At 72.2% G+C, this 25,945-nt stretch carries 22 protein-coding genes and 2 pseudogenes; 11 read left to right on the top strand and 13 right to left on the bottom strand.

What is annotated here, in order from left to right; translation table 11 throughout:
- Positions 1 to 75: 75 nt before the first annotated feature.
- Positions 76 to 990 (top strand): SDR family oxidoreductase, encoded by a 915-nt coding sequence (locus tag MicB006_RS08665; protein ID WP_116505118.1) that lies wholly within the window; start codon positions 76 to 78, stop codon positions 988 to 990.
- Here the strand turns inward: MicB006_RS08665 and MicB006_RS08660 are convergent.
- Positions 981 to 1,976 carry a YafY family protein gene (locus MicB006_RS08660; protein WP_116505116.1) on the bottom strand — a complete coding sequence of 332 codons (996 nt, stop codon included), beginning with the start codon at positions 1,974 to 1,976 and terminating at the stop codon, positions 981 to 983. The two genes, MicB006_RS08665 and MicB006_RS08660, sit on opposite strands and share 10 nt — an antisense overlap.
- A 40-nt stretch (positions 1,977 to 2,016) precedes the next feature.
- Here MicB006_RS08660 and MicB006_RS08655 point away from each other — a divergent pair, with 40 nt between their 5' ends.
- Both MicB006_RS08655 and MicB006_RS08650 read left to right on the top strand, forming a co-directional pair.
- A complete protein-coding gene (locus MicB006_RS08655; RefSeq protein WP_116505114.1) occupies positions 2,017 to 2,808 on the top strand; it encodes an EI24 domain-containing protein in 792 nt (263 codons plus the stop codon).
- Position 2,809: 1 nt separating this feature from the next.
- Positions 2,810 to 3,328 carry an O-acetyl-ADP-ribose deacetylase gene (locus MicB006_RS08650; protein WP_116505112.1) on the top strand — a complete coding sequence of 173 codons (519 nt, stop codon included), beginning with the start codon at positions 2,810 to 2,812 and terminating at the stop codon, positions 3,326 to 3,328.
- Here MicB006_RS08650 and MicB006_RS08645 read toward each other — a convergent pair.
- From MicB006_RS08645 to MicB006_RS08615, 7 genes are all read right to left on the bottom strand, one after another.
- Entirely contained in the window at positions 3,321 to 4,226 is a 906-nt protein-coding gene (locus tag MicB006_RS08645; RefSeq protein WP_116505110.1) for a GNAT family N-acetyltransferase, read from the bottom strand. The two genes, MicB006_RS08650 and MicB006_RS08645, sit on opposite strands and share 8 nt — an antisense overlap.
- 126 nt (positions 4,227 to 4,352) lie before the next feature.
- Positions 4,353 to 5,360 carry a LacI family DNA-binding transcriptional regulator gene (locus MicB006_RS08640; protein ID WP_116505108.1) on the bottom strand — a complete coding sequence of 336 codons (1,008 nt, stop codon included), beginning with the start codon at positions 5,358 to 5,360 and terminating at the stop codon, positions 4,353 to 4,355.
- Between the two features lie 19 nt (positions 5,361 to 5,379).
- Positions 5,380 to 6,747, bottom strand: coding sequence for a GH1 family beta-glucosidase (locus MicB006_RS08635; protein ID WP_116505106.1), 1,368 nt, complete (start codon positions 6,745 to 6,747; stop codon positions 5,380 to 5,382).
- Positions 6,744 to 7,577: a carbohydrate ABC transporter permease gene (locus MicB006_RS08630; RefSeq protein WP_116505104.1), complete on the bottom strand. Its 834-nt coding sequence runs from the start codon at positions 7,575 to 7,577 to the stop codon at positions 6,744 to 6,746. Before MicB006_RS08630 ends, MicB006_RS08635 begins: the two co-directional genes overlap by 4 nt.
- On the bottom strand, positions 7,574 to 8,563 hold the full coding sequence (locus MicB006_RS08625) for a carbohydrate ABC transporter permease (protein ID WP_116505102.1): 990 nt from the start codon (positions 8,561 to 8,563) through the stop codon (positions 7,574 to 7,576). Before MicB006_RS08625 ends, MicB006_RS08630 begins: the two co-directional genes overlap by 4 nt.
- Positions 8,564 to 8,631: 68 nt before the next feature.
- The gene (locus MicB006_RS08620; protein WP_116505101.1) at positions 8,632 to 9,942 is read right to left on the bottom strand and encodes an ABC transporter substrate-binding protein; all 1,311 of its coding nucleotides are present in this window, start codon (positions 9,940 to 9,942) and stop codon (positions 8,632 to 8,634) included.
- Positions 9,943 to 10,135: 193 nt separating this feature from the next.
- Positions 10,136 to 10,891 carry a maleylpyruvate isomerase family mycothiol-dependent enzyme gene (locus tag MicB006_RS08615; protein ID WP_073829080.1) on the bottom strand — a complete coding sequence of 252 codons (756 nt, stop codon included), beginning with the start codon at positions 10,889 to 10,891 and terminating at the stop codon, positions 10,136 to 10,138.
- A gap of 70 nt (positions 10,892 to 10,961) precedes the next feature.
- Here MicB006_RS08615 and MicB006_RS08610 point away from each other — a divergent pair, with 70 nt between their 5' ends.
- On the top strand, positions 10,962 to 12,053 hold the full coding sequence (locus tag MicB006_RS08610; protein WP_073829079.1) for a UDP-N-acetylmuramate dehydrogenase: 1,092 nt from the start codon (positions 10,962 to 10,964) through the stop codon (positions 12,051 to 12,053).
- A gap of 352 nt (positions 12,054 to 12,405) precedes the next feature.
- Here MicB006_RS08610 and MicB006_RS08605 read toward each other — a convergent pair whose 3' ends face one another.
- Complete coding sequence (locus MicB006_RS08605) at positions 12,406 to 13,188, bottom strand: class I SAM-dependent methyltransferase (RefSeq protein ID WP_116505099.1); 783 nt, start codon at positions 13,186 to 13,188, stop codon at positions 12,406 to 12,408.
- A gap of 115 nt (positions 13,189 to 13,303) precedes the next feature.
- Positions 13,304 to 14,068, bottom strand: coding sequence for an SDR family NAD(P)-dependent oxidoreductase (locus MicB006_RS08600; RefSeq protein ID WP_116511267.1), 765 nt, complete (start codon positions 14,066 to 14,068; stop codon positions 13,304 to 13,306).
- 171 nt (positions 14,069 to 14,239) lie between these two features.
- On the opposite strand from MicB006_RS08600, the gene mshA reads away from it, so the two are divergent.
- The 3 genes and pseudogenes from mshA to MicB006_RS32725 form a co-directional block, all read left to right on the top strand.
- Positions 14,240 to 15,601, top strand: coding sequence for a D-inositol-3-phosphate glycosyltransferase (gene mshA / locus MicB006_RS08595; RefSeq protein ID WP_116505098.1), 1,362 nt, complete (start codon positions 14,240 to 14,242; stop codon positions 15,599 to 15,601).
- 45 nt (positions 15,602 to 15,646) lie between these two features.
- On the top strand, positions 15,647 to 16,180 hold the full coding sequence (locus MicB006_RS08590) for a YbjN domain-containing protein (protein ID WP_116505096.1): 534 nt from the start codon (positions 15,647 to 15,649) through the stop codon (positions 16,178 to 16,180).
- Positions 16,181 to 16,986: 806 nt separating this feature from the next.
- Positions 16,987 to 17,430 (top strand): annotated as a pseudogene (locus MicB006_RS32725) (hypothetical protein); the annotation flags it as partial.
- A 374-nt stretch (positions 17,431 to 17,804) separates the two neighbouring features.
- On the opposite strand, the gene MicB006_RS08580 reads toward MicB006_RS32725, so the two are convergent.
- A complete protein-coding gene (locus tag MicB006_RS08580; protein WP_116505092.1) occupies positions 17,805 to 19,055 on the bottom strand; it encodes an MFS transporter in 1,251 nt (416 codons plus the stop codon).
- A gap of 80 nt (positions 19,056 to 19,135) precedes the next feature.
- Positions 19,136 to 20,461 carry an MFS transporter gene (locus tag MicB006_RS08575; RefSeq protein WP_116505090.1) on the bottom strand — a complete coding sequence of 442 codons (1,326 nt, stop codon included), beginning with the start codon at positions 20,459 to 20,461 and terminating at the stop codon, positions 19,136 to 19,138.
- Between the two features lie 150 nt (positions 20,462 to 20,611).
- Here MicB006_RS08575 and MicB006_RS08570 point away from each other — a divergent pair, with 150 nt between their 5' ends.
- Positions 20,612 to 21,379 carry a phosphoglyceromutase gene (locus MicB006_RS08570; protein ID WP_116505088.1) on the top strand — a complete coding sequence of 256 codons (768 nt, stop codon included), beginning with the start codon at positions 20,612 to 20,614 and terminating at the stop codon, positions 21,377 to 21,379.
- Positions 21,380 to 21,478: 99 nt separating this feature from the next.
- On the opposite strand, the gene phoU is transcribed toward MicB006_RS08570, so the two are convergent.
- Positions 21,479 to 22,123: a phosphate signaling complex protein PhoU gene (gene phoU / locus MicB006_RS08565; protein ID WP_073829070.1), complete on the bottom strand. Its 645-nt coding sequence runs from the start codon at positions 22,121 to 22,123 to the stop codon at positions 21,479 to 21,481.
- Positions 22,124 to 22,335: 212 nt separating this feature from the next.
- Between phoU and MicB006_RS08560 the strand changes: the two are divergent.
- From MicB006_RS08560 to MicB006_RS08550, 3 genes and pseudogenes are all read left to right on the top strand, one after another.
- Positions 22,336 to 23,615 (top strand): annotated as a pseudogene (locus MicB006_RS08560) (sensor histidine kinase).
- Between the two features lie 21 nt (positions 23,616 to 23,636).
- Complete coding sequence (locus MicB006_RS08555) at positions 23,637 to 24,320, top strand: response regulator transcription factor (protein ID WP_116505086.1); 684 nt, start codon at positions 23,637 to 23,639, stop codon at positions 24,318 to 24,320.
- A 1,043-nt stretch (positions 24,321 to 25,363) separates the two neighbouring features.
- Positions 25,364 to 25,942 (top strand): hypothetical protein, encoded by a 579-nt coding sequence (locus MicB006_RS08550; RefSeq protein WP_116504246.1) that lies wholly within the window; start codon positions 25,364 to 25,366, stop codon positions 25,940 to 25,942.
- The last annotated feature ends 3 nt before the right edge of the window (positions 25,943 to 25,945 follow it).

Below are 25,945 nucleotides of genomic sequence, written 5' to 3'. Positions count from 1 at the left end.
CGGTGATGATCGCCCATCCGGATCTCCCGGGAAAACCGGACTTCCGCTGTCAGGTATCTGGTGCACGGTGATCCCATGAACTCACCACTGACCGGAACTGTCGCGCTCGTCGCGGGCGCGACCCGGGGCGCCGGCCGCCAGATCGCCGTGCAGCTCGGCGCCGCCGGGGCCACCGTCTACGCCACCGGCCGCACCACCCGGGAGCGCCGCTCCGAGATGGACCGGCCGGAAACCATCGAGGAGACCGCCGAGCTGGTCACCGCCGCCGGGGGCACCGGGATCGCCGTCGCGGTCGACCACCTCGACCCCGAGCAGGTACGCGCCCTGGTCGAGCGGATCGACGCCGAGCAGGGCCGCCTCGACGTGCTCGTGAACGACGTCTGGGGCGCGGACCCGCTGATCACCTGGGAGAAGCCGGTCTGGGAGCAGCCGCTCGACGCCGGGTTCCGCACGCTGCGCCTGGCTGTCGACACGCACATCATCACCAGCCACTTCGCGCTGCCGCTGCTGATCCGCAACCCGGGCGGGCTGGTCGTCGAGGTCGGCGACGGCACCAAGGAGCACAACGACCGGGAGTACCGCCTGTCGGTCTTCTACGACCTGGCGAAGGTGTCGGTGAACCGGCTCGGCTTCAGCCAGGCGCACGAGTTGGCCCCGCACGGCTGCACCGCCGTCGCGCTCACGCCGGGCTGGCTGCGCTCGGAGGCGATGCTCGAACACTACGGCGTCACCGAGGCCACCTGGCGCGACGGCGCGAAGACCGAGCCGCACTTCGTCATGTCGGAGACGCCGGCGTTCGTCGGGCGCGCGGTGGCCGCCCTGGCCGCCGACCCGGACCGGGCCCGCTGGAACGGTCAGTCCCTCGACAGCGGCGGCCTGGCCCAGGTGTACGGCTTCACCGACGTCGACGGCACCCGCCCGCACTGGGCCCGCTACTACGAGGAGGTGGTCAAGCCGGGCAAACCGGCCGACGACGCAGGCTACCGCTGACCGGCGTCCTTCGACGGTTCGGTGTAGAGCGCCGCCGCGCGGCGGGCCGCCTCGGCGAAGCGTGCCCGCAGCTGCGGCGGCGCCAGCACCTCCGCCTCCGGGCCCAGCGCCAGCAACTGGCTGTACGCCACGTCCACCGACTCGACAGGCAGTCGCAGCACCAGCCGCCCCTGCTCGTCCGGCGGCCCGGCCGCGTCGACGGCCTCGGTGTAGACGAACGGCGCGTCCACCAGGTGCCGCAGCGCCCGTAGCCCGGCCGGGCCGAGCCGCACTGTGACCCGCTCCCGCAGCAGCTCACGCAGGAACGCGCCGGCCTGCTCCCGCCAGTACGCCCCGAGGTCGAAGTCCTCGTCCCGGTCGAAGCCGTCGGCGCTCACCTCGACCGCGACCACCCGGTCAACCCGGTACGTCCGCCAGGCGTCACCGACCCGGCCGACCAGGTACCAGACCCCGTTCTTCAGCACCAGCCCGTACGGCGCCAGCGTGCGGGTGACCTCCCGGTCCCCGCGCCGGTAGCGCAGCTCGACCATCCGGTCCCGCCAGACCGCCCGGGCCAGCTCGGCGAGCGTCGGCGGCGCCGGGGTCTCCCGGAACCAGCCGGGCACGTCCAGGTGGAACCGCTGCCCGGTACGCGCGGGCGCGTCCCGCAGGCTCGGCGGCAACGCGGCCAGCACCTTCAGCTCGGCGGCGGCCACCGAGTCGGCGAGTCCCATGTCCCCGGCCGGTCCGGGCAGCCCGGCCAGGAACAGCGCCTCGGCCTCGTCCCGGCTCAACCCGGTCAACCGGGTCCGGTAGCCGCCCAGCAGCCGGTAGCCGCCGGCCCGGCCCCGGTCCGCGTACACCGGGACACCGGCGGCGGACAGCGCCAGCACGTCGCGGTAGACGGTGCGCTCGGACACCTCCAGCTCGCGGGCCAGCTCGGCGGCGGTCATCGTCTCCCGGGACTGGAGCAGCAGCACAAGCGAGATCAGCCGGGACGCACGCACAGGCCCATTGTGGTGCACCGGGAGATTAGGCTGTGCCGTCGTGAACGCCTCCCGTACCGTCGCGCCCGTCACCGGCGCGGCCACCCGCTTCCTCGGCGGCGCCGGGCTGCTGCTGCGCGGCTTCGGCATGTACGTCCGCAGCCCGAAGCTGATGCTGCTCGGCGTGATCCCGGCGCTGATCACCGGCGCGCTCTACGTGGCGCTGTTCGCCACGCTGCTCTACTTCGTGGACGACCTGGCGGGCTGGCTCACTCCGTTCGCCGACGACTGGTCGTCGCCCTGGCGCGGGCTGCTGCGGGTCGCCGCCGGACTGGCGGTGGTCGGGGTCGCCGGGCTGGTCGGAGTGCTCACGTTCACCGCCGTCACGCTCGTCATCGGCGACCCGTTCTACGAGGCGATCTCGGAGCGGGTCGAGGACCGGCTCGGCGGCACCCCCGGGGCGGTGGACGTGCCGTTCTGGTCCTCGCTGCGGCGCAGCCTCGCCGACTCGCTGCGCCTGGTCGCGCTGTCCGCGCTGATCGGCGTACCCCTGTTCGCGGCCGGTTTCATCCCGGTGGTGGGTCAGACGGTGGTCCCGGTGGTCGGCGCCCTGGTGGGTGGCTGGTTCCTGGCGCTGGAGCTGGTCGGCGCGCCGTTCTACCGGCGCGGGATGCGGCTGCCGGACCGGCGGGTGCGGCTGCGGGCCGACCGGCCGACGGCGCTCGGCTTCGGGGTGGCGGTCTTCCTGTGCTTCCTGATCCCGCTCGGCGCGGTGCTGGTCATGCCGGCCGCCGTCGCCGGCGCCGCGCTGCTGGCCCGCCGTTCGCTGGGCCAGCCCATCGAGGAGAGCTGAGATGGACACCGTCCTGATCGAGGGGGACATCACCGCCCAGCAGGTCGACGCGATAGTCAACGCCGCCAACTCGTCGCTGCTCGGCGGCGGGGGCGTGGACGGCGCGATCCACCGGCGCGGCGGACCGGCGATCCTGGCCGAGTGCGAGGCGCTGCGCGCCTCCCGCTACGGCCGGGGACTGCCCACCGGCCAGGCGGTCGCCACCACCGCCGGCAACCTGCCCGCGCGCTGGGTGGTGCACACGGTCGGGCCGGTCTTCTCGCCCGGCGAGGACCGCGCGGCGCTGCTGCGCGACTGCTACGCCAACAGCCTGCGGATCGCCGACGGGCTGGGCGCGACCCGGATCGCGTTCCCGCTGATCTCCGCCGGGATCTACGGCTGGCCGGTCGAGGACGCGGTGGCGCAGGCGCTCACCGTGCTGCACGCGGCCACCCCGGCGCACGTCACCGAGGCCCGGCTGGTGCTGTTCGGCGCCGACACGTACGCGGCGGCGGTGCGGGTGGCCGCCGGGCTCAGTTGAGCTTGCGCCGGCACGACCACTGGCTGTCCACCGGCCGGTAGCCGAGCCGCTCGTTGACTGCCAGCATCGGCGCGTTCGCCTCGTCGTTCGACGTGTACGCGGTGCGTACCCCGCGTGCCGCGGCGGCGTGCAGCGCGGCGTGCTTGGCCAGCCGGGCCAGCCCGCGTCCCCGGTACGCGGACAGCGTGCCGGTGAAGTCCGACCACATCCGGTCGCCGTCGCGCTTGACCAGGCTCAACGCGACCAGTTCGCCGTCCACCTCGGCGAGCGTGCTCGCCTCCCGGTCCAGCCCCGGGTTGTCCCAGCACTCGTGCCGCCACAGGTCGAAGCCGAGCGAGTCCGTCGGCACGTCCCCCGGCTCGTCCCGGGACGACTCGGCGTCGACCCGGTGCACCAGGCGCGGGTCGAGCCCGGCGGCGGACACCAGCCGTACGCCCGGCGGCGCCTGCGGCATCGGCGGGGCGGTGGTCAGGTCGAGCGCCGAGTAGCGCAACTCCCGGCTGGCCGTGAAGCCGTGCCGCTGCGCGAACGGCAGCGACTCGGTCCGCGCGTGGGTGAGCACCCGGGTGGTCCCGAGGGTCCGCAGGTGACCGAGCGCGGTGTCGAACAGCGCGGTGCCGGCACCCTGGCGGCGGTGCTCCGGATGCACGTGCAGCAGGGCGATCTCGCCCACGCCCGGTGTCGAGGTCTGCGTGTTGCGGTACGCCGACACCCAGCCGACGATCTGCCCGTCCGCCTCGGCGACCCAGCCGGCCCAGCCCTCACCGGGCGGCGGTTCGGTGATCATGCGGCGGGTCGACTCGACGCCGCGCACCAGGTACGGATAGACGAGCGCGCGCAACGCCACCACGGCGGGCGCGTCGTCGAGGCGGGCGGGACGGATCTCGGCTGCACTCATCCGGCGGACCCTAGCCCTGCCGCCGCCCGCGCCGCGACCGGTTAACGCGTGTGCGGCGGGCTGCATCGGGCGGGCTGTTAAGAAGGGCCCCCTCCTCTACCTGAGGCGTTAAGAGGGGGCCCTTCCTTACGCGGACTCGCGCAGCACCAGCTCCGTGGGGAGCACCAGCGTCTGCTCGACCGTCTCGCCCGCCGCGATGCGCAGCAGTTGCCGGGTCATCGACCGGCCCAGCTCCACTATCGGCTGCCGCACAGTGGTCAGCGGCGGCTCGGTGTACGCGGCCGTCTCGATGTCGTCGAACCCGATCACCGCCACGTCCTCGGGCACCCGCCGCCCGGCCTCCCGCAGCGTCCGCAGGGCGGCGTGCGCCATCAGGTCGGAGGCGGCGAACACGGCGTCCAGTTCCGGGTCGGCGGCGAGCAGCTCGCGCATCGCGGCGGTGCCGGACTCCCGGGTGAAGTCGCCGTACGCGACCAGTTCCGGCAGCCCGGCCTCGCTGATCGCGCTGCGGTAACCGATCAGCCGCTCGATCCCGGCGACCATGTCCTGCGGGCCGGCGATGGTGGCGATCCGCCGTCGTCCGCTCGTGATCAGGTGCTGGACCGCCGTGCTCACGCCGCCTTCGTGGTCGACGTCCACGTACGGCACGTCGGCGCCGTCGAGCGGGCGTCCGCTGCACACCACCGGGATGCCGAGGCGGGCCAGCCGGCCGGGCAGCGGGTCCTCGCCGTGCAGCGAGGCGAACAGCACCCCGTCGACGTGCCGGCCGGTGGTGTACCGCTCGACCCGTTCGTGCCCGGCCGGTGAGCCGGCGAGCATCAGCACGAGCTGCTTGTCCGCCGCCTCCAGCTCCTGCGCCGCGCCCCGGATGATGCCCGGGAACACCTGGTCGTCGGAGAAGACCCGGGTGGCCGCCTCGGGCAGCACCAGCGCGACCGAGTCGGTCCGCTGGGTGACCAGGCTGCGGGCGGCGAGGTTCGGGACGTACCCGAGTTCCTCGACCGCCCGTCGTACCGCCTGCCGGATCGGCTCGGCCACAGTGGTCGAGCCGTTCACGACCCGGGAGACGGTGGCCCGGGACACGCCGGCCAGCCGGGCCACCGCCTCCAGGGTCGGTCGCTGTGCCGTCGTCATCCCCGTAACCACCACCTCGTCACAGCCCGTTCCGGGCGATCACCTCCTGGTACCAGCGGGCACTGCGCTTGGGTGTGCGCCGCTGGGTCAGGTAGTCGACGTGGACGATCCCGAACCGCTTCCGGTAACCCTCGGCCCATTCGAAGTTGTCCAGCACCGACCATACGAGATAACCACGCAGGTCCACGCCGCGGGCGATGGCTTCGTGCGCCGCGCGCAGGTGCCCGTCGAGGTAGGCGACCCGGTCGGCGTCGGCCACCCCGCCCTGCTCGTCGACGTCGGTGTCCGGAAACGCCCCGCCGTTCTCGGTGATCACCAACGGCAGCCCGGGGTAGTCGGCGGCCACCCGCTCCAGCAGCCGGGTGAGCCCGGCCGGCTCGATCGACCAGCCCATGTCGGTCAGCGGCCCGGCCGGCGGCAGGAACTCGACCGCACCGGCGGTGCCCGGGTACGCGTCGCCTCCGGCGCCGTCGGGCCGTCCGGCCACGTACGTGGGCGCGTAGTAGTTCAGGCCGAGCAGGTCCAGCGGCGCGGCGATCAGCTTCTCGTCCCCGTCCCGCACGAAGTCCGGCGTGACGATCCGGCTGACGTGGGCCAGCACGTCCGCCGGGTAGCCGGCGCCGGTGAGCGGGTCCAGGAAGATCCGGTTGTGCAGGCCGTCGACGAGCTTGACCGCCTCGGCGTCAGCGGCGCTCGCGGCGTCCGCCGGCTGCACGTCGGCCAGGTTGAGCGTGATTCCCAGCGTCTCCACGCCGGCCGAGCGCAGCGCCCGCGCCGCCAGGCCGTGGCCGAGCAGCAGATGGTGTACGGCCCGGAACGCGTCACCGGCGTCGCGGCGCCCCGGCGCGTGCACGCCGGAGCCGTACCCGAGGTAGGCCGAGCACCACGGCTCGTTGAGCGTGGTCCAGGTGCGGACCCGGTCGCCGAGGCGGCCGTGCACGGCGAGCGCGTACTGGGCGAAGTGCTCGGCGGTCTCCCGGACGGTCCAGCCGCCGCGGTCCTCCAGCGCCTGCGGCAGGTCCCAGTGGTAGAGCGTGACGATCGGGTCGAGGCCGGCGGCCAGCAGCGCGTCGGTCAGCCGGTCGTAGAAGTCCAGGCCGCGCGGTTCGACCGGGCCGGTGCCGTCCGGCCGGACGCGGGGCCAGGACACCGAGAACCGGTACGCCCGCAGCCCCAGCTCGGCCATCAGCGCGACGTCCTCGGCGTACCGGTGGTAGTGGTCGCAGGCCACGTCGCCGGTGTGGCCCTGGAACACCGCGCCCGGCGTACGGCTGAAGGTGTCCCAGATCGACGGACCGCGACCGTAGTCGCGGGCGGCGCCCTCGATCTGGTACGCGGCGGTGGCCCCGCCCCAGACGAAGCCCTCCGGGAATCGGACGTTGCTCATGCCTTGACCGCACCTTCCATGATGCCGCCGATGATCTGGCGGCCGAAGACGATGAACACCAGCAGCAGCGGCAGCGTGGCGATGGCCGTGCCGGTGAACACCTGCGACATGTCCTGGTAGTACCCGTCGGAGAGGGCCCGCAGCGACAGCTGCACAGTCGGGTTCTCCGGATCGTTCAGCACCGCGTACGGCCACAGGAAGTCGTTCCAGGTGGTCATGAACGTGAGCAGGCCGAGCACGGCGGCGGCCGGACGCAGCGCGGGCAGCACCACGTTCCAGTAGATCCGGGCGGTGTTGCAGCCGTCCATCCGGGCCGCCTCGATCAGTTCGGTGCTGACCGCCTGGCCCGCGTACTGGCGCATCATGAACACGCCGAAGCCGGTGACCAGCGCCGGCACGATCACGGCGGGCAGCCGGTCGTTCCAGTTCAGCTTCGTCATGAGCAGGTAGAGCGGGATCACGCCGAGCTGGGTGGGGACCATCATGGTGGCGACGATGACCAGCAGCAGCGCGTTGCGCCCGCGGAAGCGCAGCTTGGCGAACGCGAACCCGGCCACCGTGGAGAAGAACACCACCGAGATCGTGACGGTGGTGGCCACGATCGCGGAGTTGATCAGGCCGGTCAGGAAGTACGCGTCGGTGTTGTCGAACAGCCTGGCGATGTTGGCGCCGAGGTTGCCGCCGGGGGTGAGCGGCGGTGGCACCTGGCCCATCGTGTCGCTGGTCCGGCTGGCCACCACGAACATCCAGTAGATCGGGAAGATCGACAGGATGGCCGAGAGGGTCAGCGCCAGGTAGGTGAGCCGGCTTGCCGACCAGAGGCGGGTCATCGGGAGACCTCCTTGCGAGAGCCGCCGCCGAGCCGGCGCAGGAGCAGGACGTTTATCGCCGCCACCACCGCGATGAGCGCGAACAGCAGCCAGGCCACCGCGGAGCCGTAGCCGAAGTTGTAGTGCGGCGCGAAGGCGTTCTCGAACATGTACATGGTCACGGTCTGCGACTCGCGCAGCGGGCCGCCGCGGATCGCGTTGGTGCCGGAGTTGAACATCCGGGGCTCGGTGAAGAGCTGGAGACCGCCGATGGTGGAGATGATGACCGCGAAGATGATCGTCGGCTTGAGCAGCGGCACCGTGATGGACCAGAACTGCCGGGCCCGGCCGGCGCCGTCGATCGACGCCGACTCGTACAGGTCGCGGGGGATGGCCTGCATGGCGGCCAGGAAGATCAGCGCGTTGTAGCCGGTCCAGCGCCAGTCGACCATGGTGGAGATGGCGACCCAGGCGGCGAACCGGTTCGCCTTCCAGTCGATCGCGCTGATGCCGACGTGGTCGAGCAGCCAGTTGATCATGCCGAACTCGCGGCCGAACAGGACCGCGAACACGATCGCCACGGCGGCGGTCGAGGTGACGTTCGGGATCAGCACCGCCATCCGCCAGGTGGTACGGGCGCGGAGCTGCCGGTTGAGCAGGTTGGCCAGCCAGAGCGCGGCGAGCAGCTGGGGAACAGTGGAGATCACGAAGATGCCCAGCGTGTTGACCACCGAGTGCCAGAAGTCCGAGTCGGCGAGCAACTGGGTGTAGTTGTCGAAGCCGATGAACGGGTGCTCGGCGCCGAGCAGGTCCCAGTCGTGCAGCGAGACCCAGAACGTGTACGCCAGCGGGTACGCCCCGAAGACGCCGAAGAGCAGGAAGAACGGGGCGATGAAGAGGTACGGCGAGTACTTGGTGTCGAACCGGCTGAGCCGGTTGCCCAGGCCGGGACGGGTGGGGCGGGGTGCCGGTGCGACCGGCGGGCGGGCGTCGAGCTGGACGGCCATGACCCGGGACTCCTTTCCGCCGTGCGGGCGGCACCCGTTCCCGGGACCGCCCGCACGCGCTGCTCGGGTTACTTGGCGGCGGCCTTCTCGGCGTTGGCGACCGCGTCGGTCCAGCCCTGTTCCGGCGAGCGCTTACCCAGCTCCACGCTGCGGACGGCGTTCTCGACCTCGGTCCGTACGGCCTGGTTCTTCGGACCCATGTAGACCGGCTTCAGGCTCTTGGCGCCCTCGGCGAAGATCTTCCCGACCGGGGCCTCGGAGAAGTAGGCGTTCTTCGAGTCGACGATCGCCGGGTCCTCCAGCGCCTGCGGCGAAGAGGGCAGGGGGCCCTTCGCCTTGAACGCGCCGATCTGGCCCTTGGCGCTGGTCAGGAACTTGGCCAGCTCGATCGCCTCAGCCTGGTGCTTGCTCTGCTTCGGCACCGCCAGGAACGAGCCGCCCCAGTTGCCGCCGTTGCCGGGGACCTGGGCGATGTCCCACTTGCCCTTGGCGCCCACGCCGGCATTGCCCTCGATCACGCCGGTCATCCAGGCCGGGCAGGCGATGGTGGCGAACTTCGACTGCTTGAACGCCGACACCCACTCCTCGGACCACGAGCCGTACTTGCCGGACAGCCCCGAGTCGATGATGTCCATAGTGGTGTCATACGCCTGCTTCACCGCCGGGTTGCTGCCCACGACCAGCTTGTTGTCGGTGTCGTAGTAGCTGTAGCCGTTGGAGTTGCCGGCGGTCTGGAGCAGGATCGTGTTGAACGTGTTCGTCGCGGCGTCCAGGAACGAGGCGCCCGTCTTCTTCGCGGTGAACTGCTCGCCGACCTTGATGTAGTCCTGCCAGGTGGGCCAGAGCTTGGACACCGCCTCCCGGTCGGTGGGCAGGCCGGCCTTGGCGAACAGGTCGGTGCGGTAGCACATGGCCATGCCGCCGACGTCAGTGCCGAGGCCGATGAGCTGCTTGCCGTCGGCGGTGAGGCCCTGGTTCCACTTCCAGTCGAGGAAGTTGCCCTTCAGGTCGGCCGCGCCGTGGTCGAGCAGGTTGACGAAGTTCTGCGGGTTGGCCTTGTACTCGACGAGCAGGCCCTCCTCGATGGCGACCACGTCGCCGGCGCCCTTGCCCGCGGCGAGCCACTGGGTGAGCTTCGGGGAGTACTCGTCGAGGTTGCCGCCGGTGCCGCGCTCGACGATCTTCACGCCGGGGTGGCTGGCCATGTACTCCTGGTAGAGATCCGCGTAGCCGAACTGGCCGAAGACGTCGACGGTGAGCGTGATCGGCCCGTCGGCGGCGGCCTCGTCGTCGCCGCCTCCGCAGGCGGTGGTGCCGAGCAGCGCGGTGGCGGCGACCAGGGCCACCGCCGCCAGGCGACGGCGCGTGAAGGTGAGCATGCTGTCCTGACCTCTCGGGTCGTCGAATCGGGTGGTGGAAGGCGGTTCCGGAACTAAGAGAGCGCTCTCACGACAGCGTGGTGGAGGGTCCCGGACCTTGTCAAGAGAGCGCTCTCAGAGCAACCGAAAAAGGCGGAGAGGGACGGTTACCGCCCCTCTCCGCCCGTAATCGCCGCCCGGCTCGGCGCCGGCCTCAGCCGACCCGCAGGCCGTCCAGCAGGCCGCGGTCGCCCGCCACGTCCAGCGCGTCGAAGCTGATCCGGCCCATCAGGGCCAGCAGCAGATCACTCGCCGTGCCGGCCATCTGCGCCCGGGCCCGGTGGTCGTCGTGGTCGAGGATCGTCGCGGTGTCCAGCAGCGCGACCCCCTCGCCGCGCAGCCGCAGGTACCACTCCTGCGCGGCGTCCGTCGCGCTCAGCTGCACCACGCCGTGCCACTGCCCCGGCCGCACCCGCCGGCCCGCCGGGAGCCAGGTGTCCAGCACCTCGCTCACCCCGTCGGCCGCGAGCTTGGCCTCGATCGGATCACCCGCGCCGATGGCGAGCTGGGCGTCCCAGCGGTGCACAGCGGTCTCGTGCGCCAACCGGCGCGGCCAGAACGCCGCCTTCTTCGGCTGGGGCGCGAAGTTCCAGGCCGGCGTCTCCGGATCCGTCGCCTCCAGGAGCGCGCTGATCCGCTCGTACTCCCGCACGTACCACTGGGCCGGGGTCAGGTCCGCCGGCGGCTCCGGGTCGTGCCGCTCCGGGCGGGTGGTGCCGCCGGCGGTCAGCACGGTGCCCGCCCAGACGTACACGCGGGCCAGGTGATGGGCGAGATCGGTCACCGTCCAGCCGGGACAGGACAGCACGGGTGTCTCGGGCGGCGCCTCCGAAACCGCCGCGGCGAAGGCGGGACCCTCCGTACGCAGCGCGCCGATCCAGAAGTCCTTCGTGTGGTGCAGTCTGCTCATCGCCATCCTCCCGGGGGTGACCGGGCCACCAGTGGGTGCGCCGGCTACCCCTCAGCCTAGGGTGAAAGGCGTGTCAGACGTCTACGCCGAACCGGCTACTGCCGGTGAACCGACCGATCCGGCCACCCTGGCGCACTACACCACGCTCCGGCTCGGCGGACCCGCCGGGCGGCTGGAGATCGCCGAGGACGCCGCCCAGATCGTGCGAAAAGTGCAGGAAGCGGAGGCTCGCGAGCAGGCCGTACTGGTCCTGGCGGGCGGCAGCAACGTCGTGATCGGCGATCAGGGCTTCCCGGGCGCCGTCGTGCTCGTCCGCTCCCGGGGGTTCCAGGCCGTCGCCGAGGACGGCGACACCGTCACGGTACGTGTGCAGGCCGGCGAGCCGTGGGACGACTTCGTCGCCGCCACCGTCGAGCGCGGCTGGTCCGGGCTGGAGTGCCTCTCCGGCATCCCCGGCTCGGCCGGAGCGACACCGATCCAGAACGTCGGCGCGTACGGCCAGGAGGTGGCCGAGACGATCGTCGCCGTCGAGGCGTACGACCGGACGGAGCGCCGGGTGGTGCGGATCGCGGCGGCCGACTGCGGTTTCGTCTACCGGGGCAGCATCTTCAAGTACAGCGATCGCTGGGTGGTGCTCTCGGTCGATTTCCGGCTCACCCGGTCCCCGCGCTCCGGGCCGGTCCGCTACGCCGAACTGGCCCGGGCGCTCGGCGTCGAGGTCGGCGATCGGGTGCCGCTGGCCGAAGCCCGTTCCACAGTGCGCCGGCTGCGCGCCGGCAAGGGCATGGTGCTCGACCCGGCCGACCCGGACACCTGGTCGGTGGGCTCGTTCTTCACCAACCCGGTGCTGCCGGGCGAGGTGTTCGAGCAGGTACGGGAACGCGCCACCGACCTGGGTGAGCCGCCGCACTGGCCGGGCGTCGACGGCATGGTGAAGGTCAGCGCCGCGTGGCTGATCGACAAGGCCGGGTTCGGCAAGGGGTACGCCGGGCCGGAAGGCGTCGCCATCTCCAGCAAGCACACGCTGGCGCTCACCAACCACTCCGGCGCCGCCAGCACGGCCGCGCTGGTGGCGCTGGCCCGCGAGATCCGCGACGGCGTCGAGTCCCGCTTCGGCGTAACCCTCCACCCCGAACCAGTCCTAATCAACTGCACCATCTAACCCCGCCCTCGCGCCCCCGCCCCGCCTCGCCGATCTTGCACTTCCGGCCCTTCGTGTGGGCGTTTTGCCCGCTTTGCCGGGGCGGCAAGTGCAAGATCAGCGCAGACTCGGCGATCTTGCACTTCCGGCCCTCGGTGAGGGTGGTTTAGTCCGTTCTGCCCGGGCAGGAAGTGCAAGATCTGTGGCGCTGGGCTCGGCGGGGCCCGTCGAGGGCTCCCGGGGAAGGGCGGGCATTCCTTGATCTTGGAGTTGTGGCACCTCGCGAACTGCGCCAACCGGACATCCGAGGCGCCACAACTCCAAGATCGGCGGGCGGCGGGCGCCGGGGCGCTAGGGGTGCGGGTGTGGCGGGTTAGCGGGGGGATACGGCGGGCCAGGGGAGAGTGAGGTAGCCGTGGCGCCACGTGCGAGGGCTGTCCTGGACGGGCCAGCCTGACTCCTTCACCGCCTCGACCGTGCGCAGCCAGCGCTGGCGAGGGCCGAACGGGGCGTAGCCGGCGGCCGAGCGCCACGCCTGCTCCAGCGCCTCGATCAGGTCGTGGATGCGTTCACCTGGGACGTTGCGGTGGATCAGCGCCTTCGGCAGCCGTTCGGCGAGCGTCGCCGGGCTCTCCAGCGTGGTCAGCTTCGCCGACAGTGTGAGCGTGCGCGGGCCGGTGCCGTCCAGCAGCACCCAGGAGCCGAGCCGCCCCAGCTCGTCGCAGGTGCCCTCGACGAGCAGCCCGCCCGGCGCGAGCCGGCCGGTGACGGTGTGCCAGGCGTCGGCCACCTCGCTCTCGTCGTACTGGCGGAGCACGTTGAACGCCCGCACGAGCGCGGGACGCAGCCCGGCCAGCTCGAAGCCGCCGCGGGCGAACGTCAGGCCGGGCGGGTCGGCGGCGGGCAAGGCGGCGGCCACGCGTACCGGATCGATCTCCAGGCCGACCACCCGCACGTCGGCGCGGACCCCGGACGCCAGCCGGGCGCGCAGCTCGACCGGGGTGACCGGGGTGGCGCCGTAGCCCAGGTCGACCACGAGCGGGTCGGCGGCGGCGCGCAGCGCGTCGCCGCAGGTCTCGACGATCCAGTTGTCCACCCGCCGGAGCCGGTTGGGGTTCGTCGTGCCCCGGGTGGCCACGCCGAGCGGACGCTCCATCAGTGCCTCCGGGTCAGCGACTGCAGGGCTCGCAACACCGGCTCACTCCTCGCGCTTCACGCATCTCTAGGGTTCGCGACTGCGGGGCTCGCAAGACCGGCTCACTCCTCGCGCTTCACGACGTCCGGTGCACCTTGTGCTGCGCGGCCTGGGCCAGCGGGCGCACCACGAGCTGGTCGATGTTGACGTGGTGCGGGCGGGTCGCGCACCAGGCGATGCAGTCGGCGACGTCGTCGGCCACCAGCGGTTCGGCGACTCCGGCGTAGACCGCCTCGGCCCGGTCGGCGTCACCACCGAAACGGACCAGGCCGAACTCCTCGGTCTTCACCATGCCGGGGTCGATCTCGATCACCCGGACCGGGCGTCCGCACAGCTCCAGCCGGAGCGTCCCGGCGATCGCGGTCTGCGCGTGCTTGGCGGCCGTGTAACCGCCGCCGCCCTCGTAGACGACGTGCCCGGCGGTGGAGCTGACGATCACGACGGTGCCGGCCCCGGAGCGTTCCAGCGCCGGGAGCAGCGCCTTGGTGACGCGCAGCGTGCCGAGCACGTTGACGTCGTACATCCATTGCCAGTCGCCCACGTCGGCCGTCTCGACCGGGTCCAGGCCGCGGGCGCCGCCGGCGTTGTTCACCAGCAGCGTGACCGGCCCGGGCGCGGCCTCGGCGGCGGCGGCCAGGCCGGCGACCGACTCGTCCGAGGTCACGTCGCACGCCACCGCTGTCGCCGTGCCACCGGCCGCCTCGATCTCGGCGACCAGCGCGGCCAGCCGGTCGGTACGCCGGGCGGCGGCCAGCACGTGGAAACCCTCGGCGGCCAGCCGGCGGGCGGTGGCCGCGCCGATCCCGCTGGACGCCCCGGTGACGATGGCGACGGAAGTCATCCGGCCATTGTCTCCCGCCGCCGGGGCCCGCGCGGTGATGAGGTCCGTCACGCCGGGGACCCGGCGAAGGGCATTTCCGTACCCCGATGGGGAAGATGAGATCCGGCACACGGGTTGACCGAGAAGCGCCGGTCGTGCGGGACGGCATCAACCGTGACAGAGGGAGCGGACGTGGCGGATATGCACACCGGTGTCGGTCGTCAGCGAGGTGCCCTGCCGTGGCCGCGGCCCCGCCGGATCGCCACGCTCTCGGTGCACACGTCGCCGCTGCACCAGCCCGGCACCGGTGACGCGGGCGGCATGAACGTCTACATCCTGGAGGTGGCCCGGCGGCTGGCCGAGGCCGACGTCGAGGTGGAGATCTTCACCCGGGCCACCGCCGGTGACCTGCCCCCGGTGGTCGAGGTGGCGCCCGGTGTGTCGGTCCGGCACGTCACCGCCGGGCCGCTGGAGGGGCTGACCAAGGAGGAGCTGCCGGGTCAGCTCTGCGCCTTCACCGCCGGCGTGCTGCGCGCCGAGGCGGCCCGCCCGCCGGGCCACTACGACCTGATCCACTCGCACTACTGGCTCTCCGGTCAGGTCGGCTGGCTGGCCAAGGAGCGCTGGGGCGTACCGCTGGTGCACACCGCGCACACGCTCGCCAAGGTGAAGAACGCCCGGCTCGCCGCCGGGGACCGTCCCGAGCCGAAGGCCCGGGTGATCGGCGAGGAGCAGGTGGTCACCGAGGCCGACCGGCTGGTCGCGAACACCCGGGTGGAGGCGCGTGACCTGCTCGACCGGTACGCGGCCGAGCCGGACCGGGTGGCGGTGGTGGAGCCCGGCGTCGACCTGGACCGGTTCCGGCCCGCATCCGGCGACCGGGACGCCGCGACCCGGGCCGCCCGTCGCCGCCTCGGCCTGCCGGCCGACGGGTACGTGGTCGCGTTCGTCGGCCGGATCCAGCCGCTCAAGGCGCCGGACGTGCTGGTCCGCGCCGTCGCCGCGCTGCGCGAGCGGGATCCGGCGCTGGCCGACGAGCTGACAGTGGTGATCTGCGGCGGGCCCAGCGGCAGCGGCCTGGACCGGCCGACCGCGCTGATCGAGCTGGCGCACGCGCTCGACGTGGCCGACCGGGTGCGTTTCCTGCCGCCGCAGACCGGCGCGGACCTGCCCGCCCTCTACCGCGCCGCCGACCTGGTCGCGGTGCCGTCGCACAACGAGTCGTTCGGCCTGGTCGCGCTGGAGGCCCAGGCGTGCGGCACACCGGTGCTGGCCGCCGCCGTGGGCGGCCTGGTCACCGCGGTACGCGACGGCGTCAGCGGGGTGCTCATCGACGGCCACGACCCGGCGGACTGGGCCCGGGCACTGGCGCGCCTGCTGCCCGACCGGGAACGCCGTGCCGCGCTGGGCCGCGGGGCCGAGCGGCACGCCCGGGAGTTCTCCTGGCACCGCACCGCCTCCGGCCTGCTCGCCGTCTACGGGGAGGCGATCACCGAGCACCGGACCCGGCTGGCGCGGCGGCTCGGCGACCCGGCCCTGCTGTGCTCCTGGTGATCACCCGTCCGGCGACCCCGGCCGACCGGTCGTAGAGTGGGTGCGATGAGCCGCAGGAGTGAGGTCGCCGCGCTGATCGAGTCCGTCTGCGCCGAGCGCGAGCTGGAGTGGGAGTCGACAGGTGAGGCGTCGTACGCGGTGACCCTGCCCGGCACGCACAAGCTCAAGACGATCTGCAACCTGATCGTGGGCGAGCACGCGCTGCGGGTCGAGGCGTTCGTGATGCGCCAGCCCGACGAGCGCCGCGAGGAGCTGTGGGCCTGGCTGCTGCAACGCAACGCCCGGATGTACGGCGTCTCGTTCTCCATCGACGCGGTCGGTGACGTCTACCTGACCGGGCGGGTCAACCTGGCCGGGGTCGACGCCGACGAGCTGGACCGCCTGCTCGGCTCCGTGCTGACGTACGCCGACGAGTCGTTCGACAGCATGCTGGAGATCGGCTTCGGCGCCGCCATCCGCCGGGAGTGGGAGTGGCGGGTGAAGCGCGGCGAGTCGACAGCCAACCTGGCCGCGTTCGCGCACCTCTTCGAGCCGTCCGCCACGGCCGGATCGCCCGCCGGAGGTTCGGAGCCCTCCTGACGGGTATGCCGCCCCGCGCGGTGCGGAGCATTGGGACCCACCGCGGGCCGAGGACGGACTGTCGAGGAGCGTGTCCCATGGCTCAGCGCAACAGCTCAGGTCGCGGCACGACTGCGACCCGTACCAAGCGGCAAACCGGCAACCAGACGCCGAACACCCCGAGGGTGTCGGAGTCCGAGATCTCCCGGATGAAGGTCGACGACATCCGCAGCCAGCTCCGGCGGCGCGGAGTTTCCGGGATCTCCGCGCTGCGGAAGCCGGAACTGGTGAAGACCCTGGCGCGCAGCATGCGCTCCGAGGGGGGCGGTGGCGCCGCGCGGCGCAGCTCCGGCCCGGCCGGCCGGGCCTCCGCCACCCGCAAGAGCACCGCCGCGAGGAAGACCACCGCCCGCCGCGCGACGTCGCCGGCCAAGTCCGCGCCGGCCGCGCGGGCCACCGGGGCCAGGGCCAAGGCGACGGGTACGCGCAAGGCGGCACCCGCCCGCGCCAAGGCCACCTCGTCACGGGCGACCGCGACGCGCGCTAAGGCAGCGACGGCAGCGTCTTCCCGCGCGAAGGCGGCTCCGTCGCGGGCGAAGGCCACTCCGGCCCGCGCCACCGCGGCGTCGTCCCGCACCACGACGACGGCGCGCGCGAAGGCGGCCCCGTCCCGCGCGAAGGCGACCTCGTCCCGGGCCACGACGGCCCGCGCGAAGGCCGCCCCGTCACGGGCGAAGGCGGCCCCGTCACGGGCGAAGGCGGCCCCGTCACGGGCCAAGGCCGCACCGGCTCGGGCCAAGGCCGCACCGGCTCGGGCCAAGGCCGCACCGGCTCGGGCGAAGGCGGCCCCGGCCAAGGCGGCCACGACCCGCAAGGCGACGTCGGCTCGGGCGCGGAGCGCGCCGACCCGCGGTCCGGCGTCCAGCCGGTCGATCGGGTCCTCGCAGCTCATCACGTCGCTCGCGGACCGGCCGGAGCGTCCGGGCCGCAGTCTGGTCACCCGTAACCACGAGGTGATCCAGCGGTGGGCGCGGGCGCGGGGCGCGAAGCCGGCCACCATCGCCGGCACAGAGCGCGGCGACCGGCCCGGGGTGCTCACGTTCAACATGCCGGGGTACCGGGAGAGCAGCCGGATCCGGGAGATCACCTGGGACGACTGGTTCCGGACGTTCGACCTGCGGCGGCTGAACCTGATCTACCAGGAGCAGATGCGGGACGGGCGGCAGAGCAACTTCTTCCGGACCGAGAACCCGAATCGCGAGGATGGCTGAGGTTTACGGGAATGGACCCCGGGAACCCGATGTTTGCCATCCCAGGGACCACAGCACGGGCAGCCGGATTCCCGACACGGACGCTGTGACGGGCAAGACAGCGATCTGGGTTGAATCCGGAATCCGGGCGAACTAACTTTATTGCACCGCGTCACGCTTGTTTCCGTTCGGGGGAGCGGTGGATCGATCAGATCCGCGCAAGTGAGACGCGAAGATCGGGTGGATCACGCCGTTGGGGGACGGTGCCGCCCGTGGAACCGGCGGCGCGAGCGGGCGACGCTTACGGGGGTGAGTGTCGCCCGCCGCCGCCGGGCGTACGGTACGAGCGCCCATCTCGACGGGGGTCGGGGTGGGCGCTCTGCCGTTGTCAGCGCTCAGCGGGCAGACCTCACGGGTTCCGCGGCCGCCGCCCGCAGCGCTGCGACCCGGCGCTCCCGGCGCGGCCCGGCGAGCAGGTGCCCGGCCGCAGCCAGCAGCCCGAGCGCGCCGACCACCAGCCAGTGCCGCTCACCCAGGTGCTCCAGGCTGAGCCCGCCGAGCGCGGGCGCCACGAACGACGCGGCCGGGAACGTCAGGTAGAACACCGACTGGTAGCGGGCCCGCAGTTCGGGCGGGGCGAGGTCGGCGTTGATCTGCGCGTTCGGCGGCGCGGCGAGCATCTGCCCGGCCGTCCAGACCACCGCCGCGCCGAGGTAGAGCGGCAGCCCGTCGGCGACCGTGAGCGTGCCGAACCCGAGCGCCATCAACGCGGTGGAGACGGCCAGCACCGTCGACTTGCGGTACGGCTCGATGAGCCGGGGCACGAACAGTTGCCCGGCCACGATGAGCGCCCCGCCGAGCGCCACCACCAGCCCGTACGCCGACGGGCGCAGGCCGTCCGCGCGCATCGCCAGCGGCATGATCGTGGAGGTCTGCATGGTCAGCACGGCCAGCAGGAACGTCAGCCCGACGAACGCCAGGAACGTGCGGTCGGTGAGCGCGGTGTGCAGACCGGGACGGCGTCCCACCACCGCCCGGGGCGTGAGCGCCGGACGCCGGGTGAGTGTCTCCGGCACCTTCAGCGCGATCACCACTGCCGCCGCCAGCGTGGCTCCGGCGTCGGCCAGGAACAGCGCCGTGAAACTGGCCTCGGCGAGTACGCCGGCCAGCAGCGAGGCCACCGCCATGCCGAGGTTGAACGCCCAGAACTGGAGGTTGAACGCGCGGGAGCGGCGCGCCTCGGGCACCACGTCTACGATGGCCGCCACGAACGCCGGGCTGGGCATCGAGTGCGCGACCCCGACCAGCGTGGCCAGCGCGGCGATCATCGCCAGGTGCGTGCTGAACGCCAGCGCCACCATCAGCCCGGCGGCGGCCAGGTGGGCGGCGAGCAGCGTGGCCCGCCGGCCCCACCTGTCGGCCAGTACGCCGCCGAGCAGCGTGCCGGCCGCGCCACCGATCCCGTACGCGCCGACCACGAGCCCGGCCAGCGACGGCGGGGCGCCCCGCGCGGCGGTCAGGTACAGCGACAGGAACAGCAGCGCGAACGCGCCGGCCCGGTTGATCAGCAGGCCGGACCAGAGGTACCAGAACGTGGCCGGCAGTCCGCCGGCTGTGTCGTTCCACCAGCGCCGCAGGCTGCGCACCCGTCCTCCAGGAAGGTTTCCTTACCGATTCCGTCCCGTACGGTATCCACCCGCCTCGGGGCGGTCGCGTCGGGGCGTACTCAGGAACCGGCGCGGACCGGGTCGGCGGGTGCGGTGGCCGCGGCCTCGGCCGCCTCGGGCGCCGGGGTGGTGGTGACGGTGACCGGCGTGACGGGCGTGCCCACGGCGCGCAGCTCGACCGCGCGGCGCTCCCGGGCCGGGCCGGAGATGAGGTGGGCGACCGCCGCCACGACGCCGATGCCCGCGCAGCCCAGCCAGAGCGTGCTGTTGCCGGCGTGCTCGCGGACCAGGCCGCCGAGGATCGGCGCGGCGGCACCGGCGAGCTGCCAGGACAGCGAGAAGACGCCCTGGTAGCGGCCGCGCAGCGCGGCCGGCGACAGCTCCGCGATCAGGGTGGCGTTGGACGGGGAGTTGAGCATCTCGCCGAGGGTCCAGATCAGCACGGTCAGGCCGTAGAGCCAGACCGTGTCGGCGAGCGCGGTGAGCCCGAAGCCTGCGCCCATCACCAGCGACGCGAGCGCCAGCACGTGCGAGCGGCTGCGGCCCTTGATGAGCCGGGGTACGAAGAGCTGGCCGAACACGATGAGCACGCCGTTCAGTGCGATCACCGAGCCGTAGGTGGCCGGGCTGAGCCCGGAGTCGCCCATCGCGATCGGCAGCATCGAGATGTGCTGGAGGAACACCAGCGCGGCGAGCAGGTTGAGCGCGACGAAGCCGAGGAACACCCGGTCGGCGAGGATGGTGCGCAGCGCGCCGGCCGGCGCCGGCATGCCCTTGGCCGGGAGCACTGTGACCGGGCCGCGGGTCTCGCCGACCTTGGCGAAGATGATCAGCGCGGTCACCAGCGTGGTGGTCGCGTTCACCAGGAACAGCAGCAGGTAGCTGCCCTGGGCGGCGAAGCCGGCGAGCACGGCGGCGCAGGCGAAGCCGAGGTTGATGGCCCAGTAGTTGAGCGAGAAGGCGCGCAGCCGGTCCTTGTCCGGCACCACGTCGACCATCATCGCGCCGAAGGCCGGGCGGGCCGCCTCGGCGAACGCGCCGAGCAGCAGCGCGCCCACCGCGACCGCCCAGAGCGGACGGGCGAGGCCCAGCGCGATCATCATGCCGGCCGCGCCGACGTGCGCGGTGAGCAGCGTGGGCCGCCGCCCCCAGCGGTCGGTCAGGGTGCCGCCGATGGTGGTGCCGACCGCGCCGCCGGCGCCCCAGAGGCCGATCACCAGACCGGCCTGGGAGGCGGAGAAGCCGCGTTCCTGCGTCAGGTAGATGGCCAGGAAGATCAGGACGAACGAGCCGAGCCGGTTGATCAGCGTGCCGGCCCAGAGGTACCAGAACGTCCGCGGCAGGCCACCGGCCGTGTCCTGGAACCAGCCTCGTACCGTCCGCATCCCGACGCCCCCGTGTGGTAATGACCGACCTGTTTAGAACGCCTTACAACCTAGTGCCGGGCCAAAGGCGTGGTCATCAGGTTTTCCACGTGGTGGTCGTCACGACCGGTCGGCGCGTGTCCGTCGCGCCGGTACGGCAGGATGATCGGCATGACTGCGAGCGAGGGGCCCACCGTCGGGACGCTGGTCCTGCTGCGGCACGGCGAGAGCGACTGGAACGCCAAGAACCTCTTCACCGGCTGGGTCGACGTCGACCTGACCACCAAGGGAGAGGCCGAGGCGCGGCGCGGCGGCGAGCTGCTGCGCGAGCACGACCTGCTGCCGGACGTGGTGCACACGAGCCTGATGCGCCGGGCGATCCGCACCGCCGAGCTGGCGCTGAACGCCGCCGACCGGCACTGGATCGCGGTGCGCCGGTCGTGGCGGCTCAACGAGCGCCACTACGGCGCCCTGCAGGGCAAGGACAAGAAGCAGACCCTTGACGAGTACGGCGAGGAGCAGTTCATGCTCTGGCGCCGGTCGTACGACACGCCGCCGCCGCCGATCGACGACGCGGACGAGTGGTCGCAGGTCGGCGACCCCCGGTACGCGCTGCTGCCGACCGAGCTGATGCCGCGCACCGAGTGCCTGAAGGACGTCGTCGAACGGATGCTGCCCTACTGGTACGACTCGATCGTGCCGGACATCCTGGCCGGCCGGACGGTGCTGGTGGCGGCGCACGGCAACTCGCTGCGTGCCCTGGTCAAGCACCTCGACCAGATCTCCGACGAGGCGATCGCCAAGCTGAACATCCCCACCGGCATCCCGCTGCGCTACGACCTGGACGCCGACCTGCGCCCGCAGGTGCTCGGCGGGACGTACCTGGACCCGGCGGCGGCCAAGGACGCCGCCGCCGCGGTCGCCAACCAGGGCCGCTGAGGTGTAAGGAAGGGCCCCTTATTAACGCCTGCGGTAGAGGAAGGGCCCCCTGTTAACGCTCGGTGTTAACAAGGGGCCCTTCCTTACACGAGGGGCGGGTCAGGCGGACGTGGAACCGGTGATCAGGTAGACCACGTGCTCGCCCGCGTTCACCGCGTGGTCGGCGAAGCGCTCGTAGAAGCGCCCCAGCAGCGTCGCGTCGATAGCCGTCTCCACCCCGTACGGCCAGTCATCGCCGAGCAGCACGCCGAACAGGCTCCTGTGCAGGTCGTCCATCGCGTCGTCGTCGCCGTCCAGTTCGGCGGCCACGTCGGCGTCCGGCTTGGCCAGCACGGACCCGATCTTCTCGGCCATCCGGTCGGCGATCCCGGCCATGTCGGTGAAGACCGGCCGCAGCTCCGCCGGGACGGCCGGGGAGGGGTGCCGCCGCAGCGCCGTCTTGGCCACGTGGTCGGCGAGGTCGCCCATCCGCTCCAGGTCGGCGGCCACGTGCAGGGCGGTGATCATGGCGCGCAGGTCGGAGGCGACCGGCGCCTGCCGAGCCAGCAGGTCGCAGACCCGCTCCTCCACGTGCCGGTACAGCTCGTCGATCTCGGCGTCCCGCGCGATCACCGTCTCGGCGGCCGTCCGGTCGGCGGTGAGCAGACCCTTCGTGGCCTGCCGCATGGCCGCGCGTACCGCCTCGGCCATGTCCACCAGCAACTGGCTGACAATCTGCAGGTCGGCCCGGAACTCGTCGCGCATCGTCACTTCCTGAGGTCGGTGGCCGTGACCCCGAGGGGTACGGCGGGAGCAGGTGCGCGCCCCACGCTAGGCCGAACGGTCGGCACCAGGATGAACGTGGGTGAACGACGTGGGGCCCGCAGGTGAACTTTGCCGAAAGCGAGAGTGGTTCGTCCCTTTGTGCCCGTTCCCCGGGTTAACAATGACCATACGATCGCCGGGTGGAATGGGCGGTGGCCATCGCGGTGGCCGTGGCGCTGGTGACCGGGCTGGTCGCCGGAGCGACGCTGTCCGGACCGGTTGAACAATGGCGGCGCCGGCGGGCGTCGCGGGGCGGCGGGACCACCCGTCGTGACGCAGGGAGGCCGACGATTCCGGACGACCAGCAGGGGGGCCTATCCGGGCTCGGCCGCAAGACGATCGACTCGCTGCGCGCCGGCGTGGTGGTGCTCGGCCCGGACGACGTGCCGGTGCTCGTGAACCCGGCCGCCCGGGCGATGGGTCTGCTCCGTACCGGGGTGACACCCGGATCGATCGCGGCGCACCCGTTGATCCGTACCCTCGCCGGGCAGGTCCGCCGCACGGGCGTGCGGCGCGAGATCGAGCTGGACCTGCCCCGGGGCCGCGACGGCGGTGGCGACAACCCGCTCGGCGTGCACCTGCGGGCGATGGGACTGGGCTCCGGCTACGTCTCGATCGAGGCGGTCGACGTCACCGAGTCGCACCGTCTCGCGCGGGTACGGCGGGACTTCGTGGCGAACGTCAGCCACGAGTTGAAGACACCCATCGGCGCGCTGCAACTGCTCGCCGAGGCGCTTGTCGACGCCACCGAGCCGGCCGCCGACGGCGCGCCCGACCTGTCCGAGGACATGGTCGCCGCACGGCGGTTCGCCGAGCGGATCCAGCACGAGTCGACGAGGCTCGGCCGGCTCGTGCAGGAGCTGCTGGAACTCACCCGGCTCCAGGGCGCCGAGCCGCAACCCGCCCCCGAGCCGGTCTCGGTGGACTGGGTGCTCGCCGAGGTCGTCGACCGGACCCGCACCGCGGCCGCCGCCCGCCGGGTGGAGATCGCCGTCGGCGGGCAGCGGGGCCTGACCGTGTACGGCAGCGACAGCCAACTCGCCACCGCGGTGGCGAACCTGGTGGAGAACGCGATCACCTACTCCGCCGAGGACACCACGGTCCGGGTCACTGTGACCGGCACCGACGAGCACGTCGAGATCGCCGTGGCCGACCAGGGCATCGGCATCGCCCCGAACGAGGTCGACCGGGTCTTCGAGCGCTTCTACCGCGCCGACCAGGCCCGCTCCCGCGCGACCGGCGGCACCGGTCTGGGACTGGCCATCGTCAAGCACATCGCCAGCAACCATGGCGGCCGGGTGGAAGTGTCGAGCACCCTTGGTGGGGGGTCGACGTTCACCCTCCGGTTGCCCGCCCGCACTCCGGACGACCTGGAGACGACACTCGCCTCCGCTGGGATCGAGGCCGGCCGGCCGAGCTCCGGCAGGTCTGACCACAGGAAAGGAAACACCCGTTGAGCCGCGTACTGGTGGTCGAGGACGAGGAGTCGTTCTCCGACGCCCTGTCCTACATGCTCCGCAAGGAGGGTTTCGAGGTCTCCGTCGCCGCGACGGGCATCGACGCCCTCACCGAGTTCGACCGGACCGGCGCCGACATCGTGCTGCTCGACCTGATGCTGCCGGAGATGTCGGGCACCGAGGTGTGCCGGCAGCTGCGCCAGCGCTCGCACGTGCCGATCATCATGGTCACCGCGCGGGACAGCGAGATCGACAAGGTGGTCGGCCTGGAGATCGGCGCCGACGACTACGTGACGAAGCCGTACTCGCCACGTGAACTGGTCGCCCGCATCCGGGCGGTGCTGCGCCGGCAGAGCGCCGAGTCGAACGAGACGGGCGCGCCGACGCTCGCCGCCGGCCCGGTCCGGATGGACATCGAACGGCACGTGGTGACCGTCGGCGGCGCCGGTGTGCAGCTCCCGCTGAAGGAGTTCGAGCTGCTGGAGCTGCTGCTGCGCAATGCTGGCCGGGTGCTCACCCGCGGGCAGTTGATCGACCGTGTCTGGGGCGCCGACTACGTGGGTGACACGAAGACGCTGGACGTGCACGTGAAGCGGCTGCGCTCCAAGATCGAGCCGGAGCCGTCCGCGCCGCGCTACATCGTCACGGTCCGCGGCCTGGGCTACAAGTTCGAGCCCTGATCCCCCCGGCCCGCCCGTCCGCCCCGTCCACGCCCCGCCGATCTTGGAGTTGTGGCGCCCAGGATGCCCGGGTTGACACCCTTCGCGAGGTGCCACAACTCCAAGATCGCCGACCCGAGCCGCCTTCGAGGGAAGTTCCTGGGCGCCCCAACCCGCCCAGGGCTCCCCTGAGCGCGCGATCTTGCACTTTGGTGCCCCGTAAACCGCGCAAATGGGGCGCAAGAAGGGCTCAAACTGCAAGATCGCGTGGTCCCGTCGGCGGCCGCTTCGCTCCCGTCCAGCGCACGCCTGCCCGGTCGCGTCGATCATGAACTTAGCGGCACTTGTTGTCCGGTTTGTCACCGCCAGCCTCATGATCAACCCGGTGGCGGGTGCCTGGGGGAGGCTTGTTCGATCTTGGAGTTGTGGCGCCCAGGATGCCCGGGTTGACGCCCTTCGTGAGGTGCCACAACTCCAAGATCGCGGTGATCAAGGAGTTAGTGGTCTCGTGGGTGCCGGAAAGGGCCGCAAACTCCTTGATCACCGGCGCGCAGCGAGGGTGCCGGGCTGGGTTCAGTGGGGGTCGGGCGTGTGGGGTTGTGGGGTGGGTGTCGGGTTCGAGGGTGGTGGGCGGCACTGTGGTGGCGGAATCGTGGGCGGGCCGGTGGCGTTGTAACCAGGTGACCGACCGAGCAAGGCCGCGCCCCCAGGGCGGCGGCGCCGGGTATGGGAACAGCCCCCGGTTGCCGGTCGTTGGGTCCGGTTCCGGCGGCGTGAGCCGCGGGAATCATCTCGCCCGGTCGGTCGTTGAGCATGGTTCCGACGACGTCAACCCGCGCCGCCCCCTCGACGTGAACCCGCGCCGCTTGCCGGTGGCGTGAGGCGCCCCGGGAATGATGCCGGGCTGCGGGTCGTTGGACATCCTTCCGGCGCCGCGTAGAGGCCCCCGCCCCGCGAGCAGCCGAGATCCCCCAAGACTTCTTTTGAGCGCCTGACGTGGTGCTCGCACCCGCGCCGAACCCCCCTGTCGGTGTGGGCGTCGATCCCCCGAATGGAGCCCCCTGATGAACACGATTCTGCGGAAGAGCATCCTGGGTATTGCTGGTCTGGCCTTCACCGGTGGCGTGTTCGCCGGCCCGGTCGCCGCCCACGCGGCCGACACCACGACCGCCAGCGTCAAGCCGGTGAGCGTGAGCGTGCAGGGTGACAAGCTGATCCCGCACGGCGTGCAGGGCAACCAGTCCCGCATCGACCTCAACGACGAGCAGACCAAGAACGTCAAGGCGATCATCGCGGCCACGAAGAAGGCCGGCATGGACGAACGCGCCGCCGTCGTGTCCATCGCCACCGCGCTGCAGGAGTCGAAGCTGGAGAACCTCGGCCACCTCGGTGACCGCAACGACCACGACTCGCAGGGCCTGTTCCAGCAGCGCCCCTCCTCCGGCTGGGGCACGGTCGAGCAGATCACCGACCCCGAATACTCCACCACCGCGTTCCTGAAGGGTCTCAAGCAGGTCGACGGCTGGCAGGACATGCCGCTGACCAAGGCCGCCCAGACCGTCCAGGTCTCCGCCTACCCGGACCACTACGCCCAGTGGGAGCAGCAGGCCGCCGACCTCGTCGCCGAACACTGGAACAAGTAAGCA

Source organism: Micromonospora sp. B006, from assembly GCF_003408515.1.
Lineage (GTDB): Bacteria > Actinomycetota > Actinomycetes > Mycobacteriales > Micromonosporaceae > Micromonospora > Micromonospora echinospora_A.
This window is presented reverse-complemented; position numbering and strand designations above follow the sequence as displayed.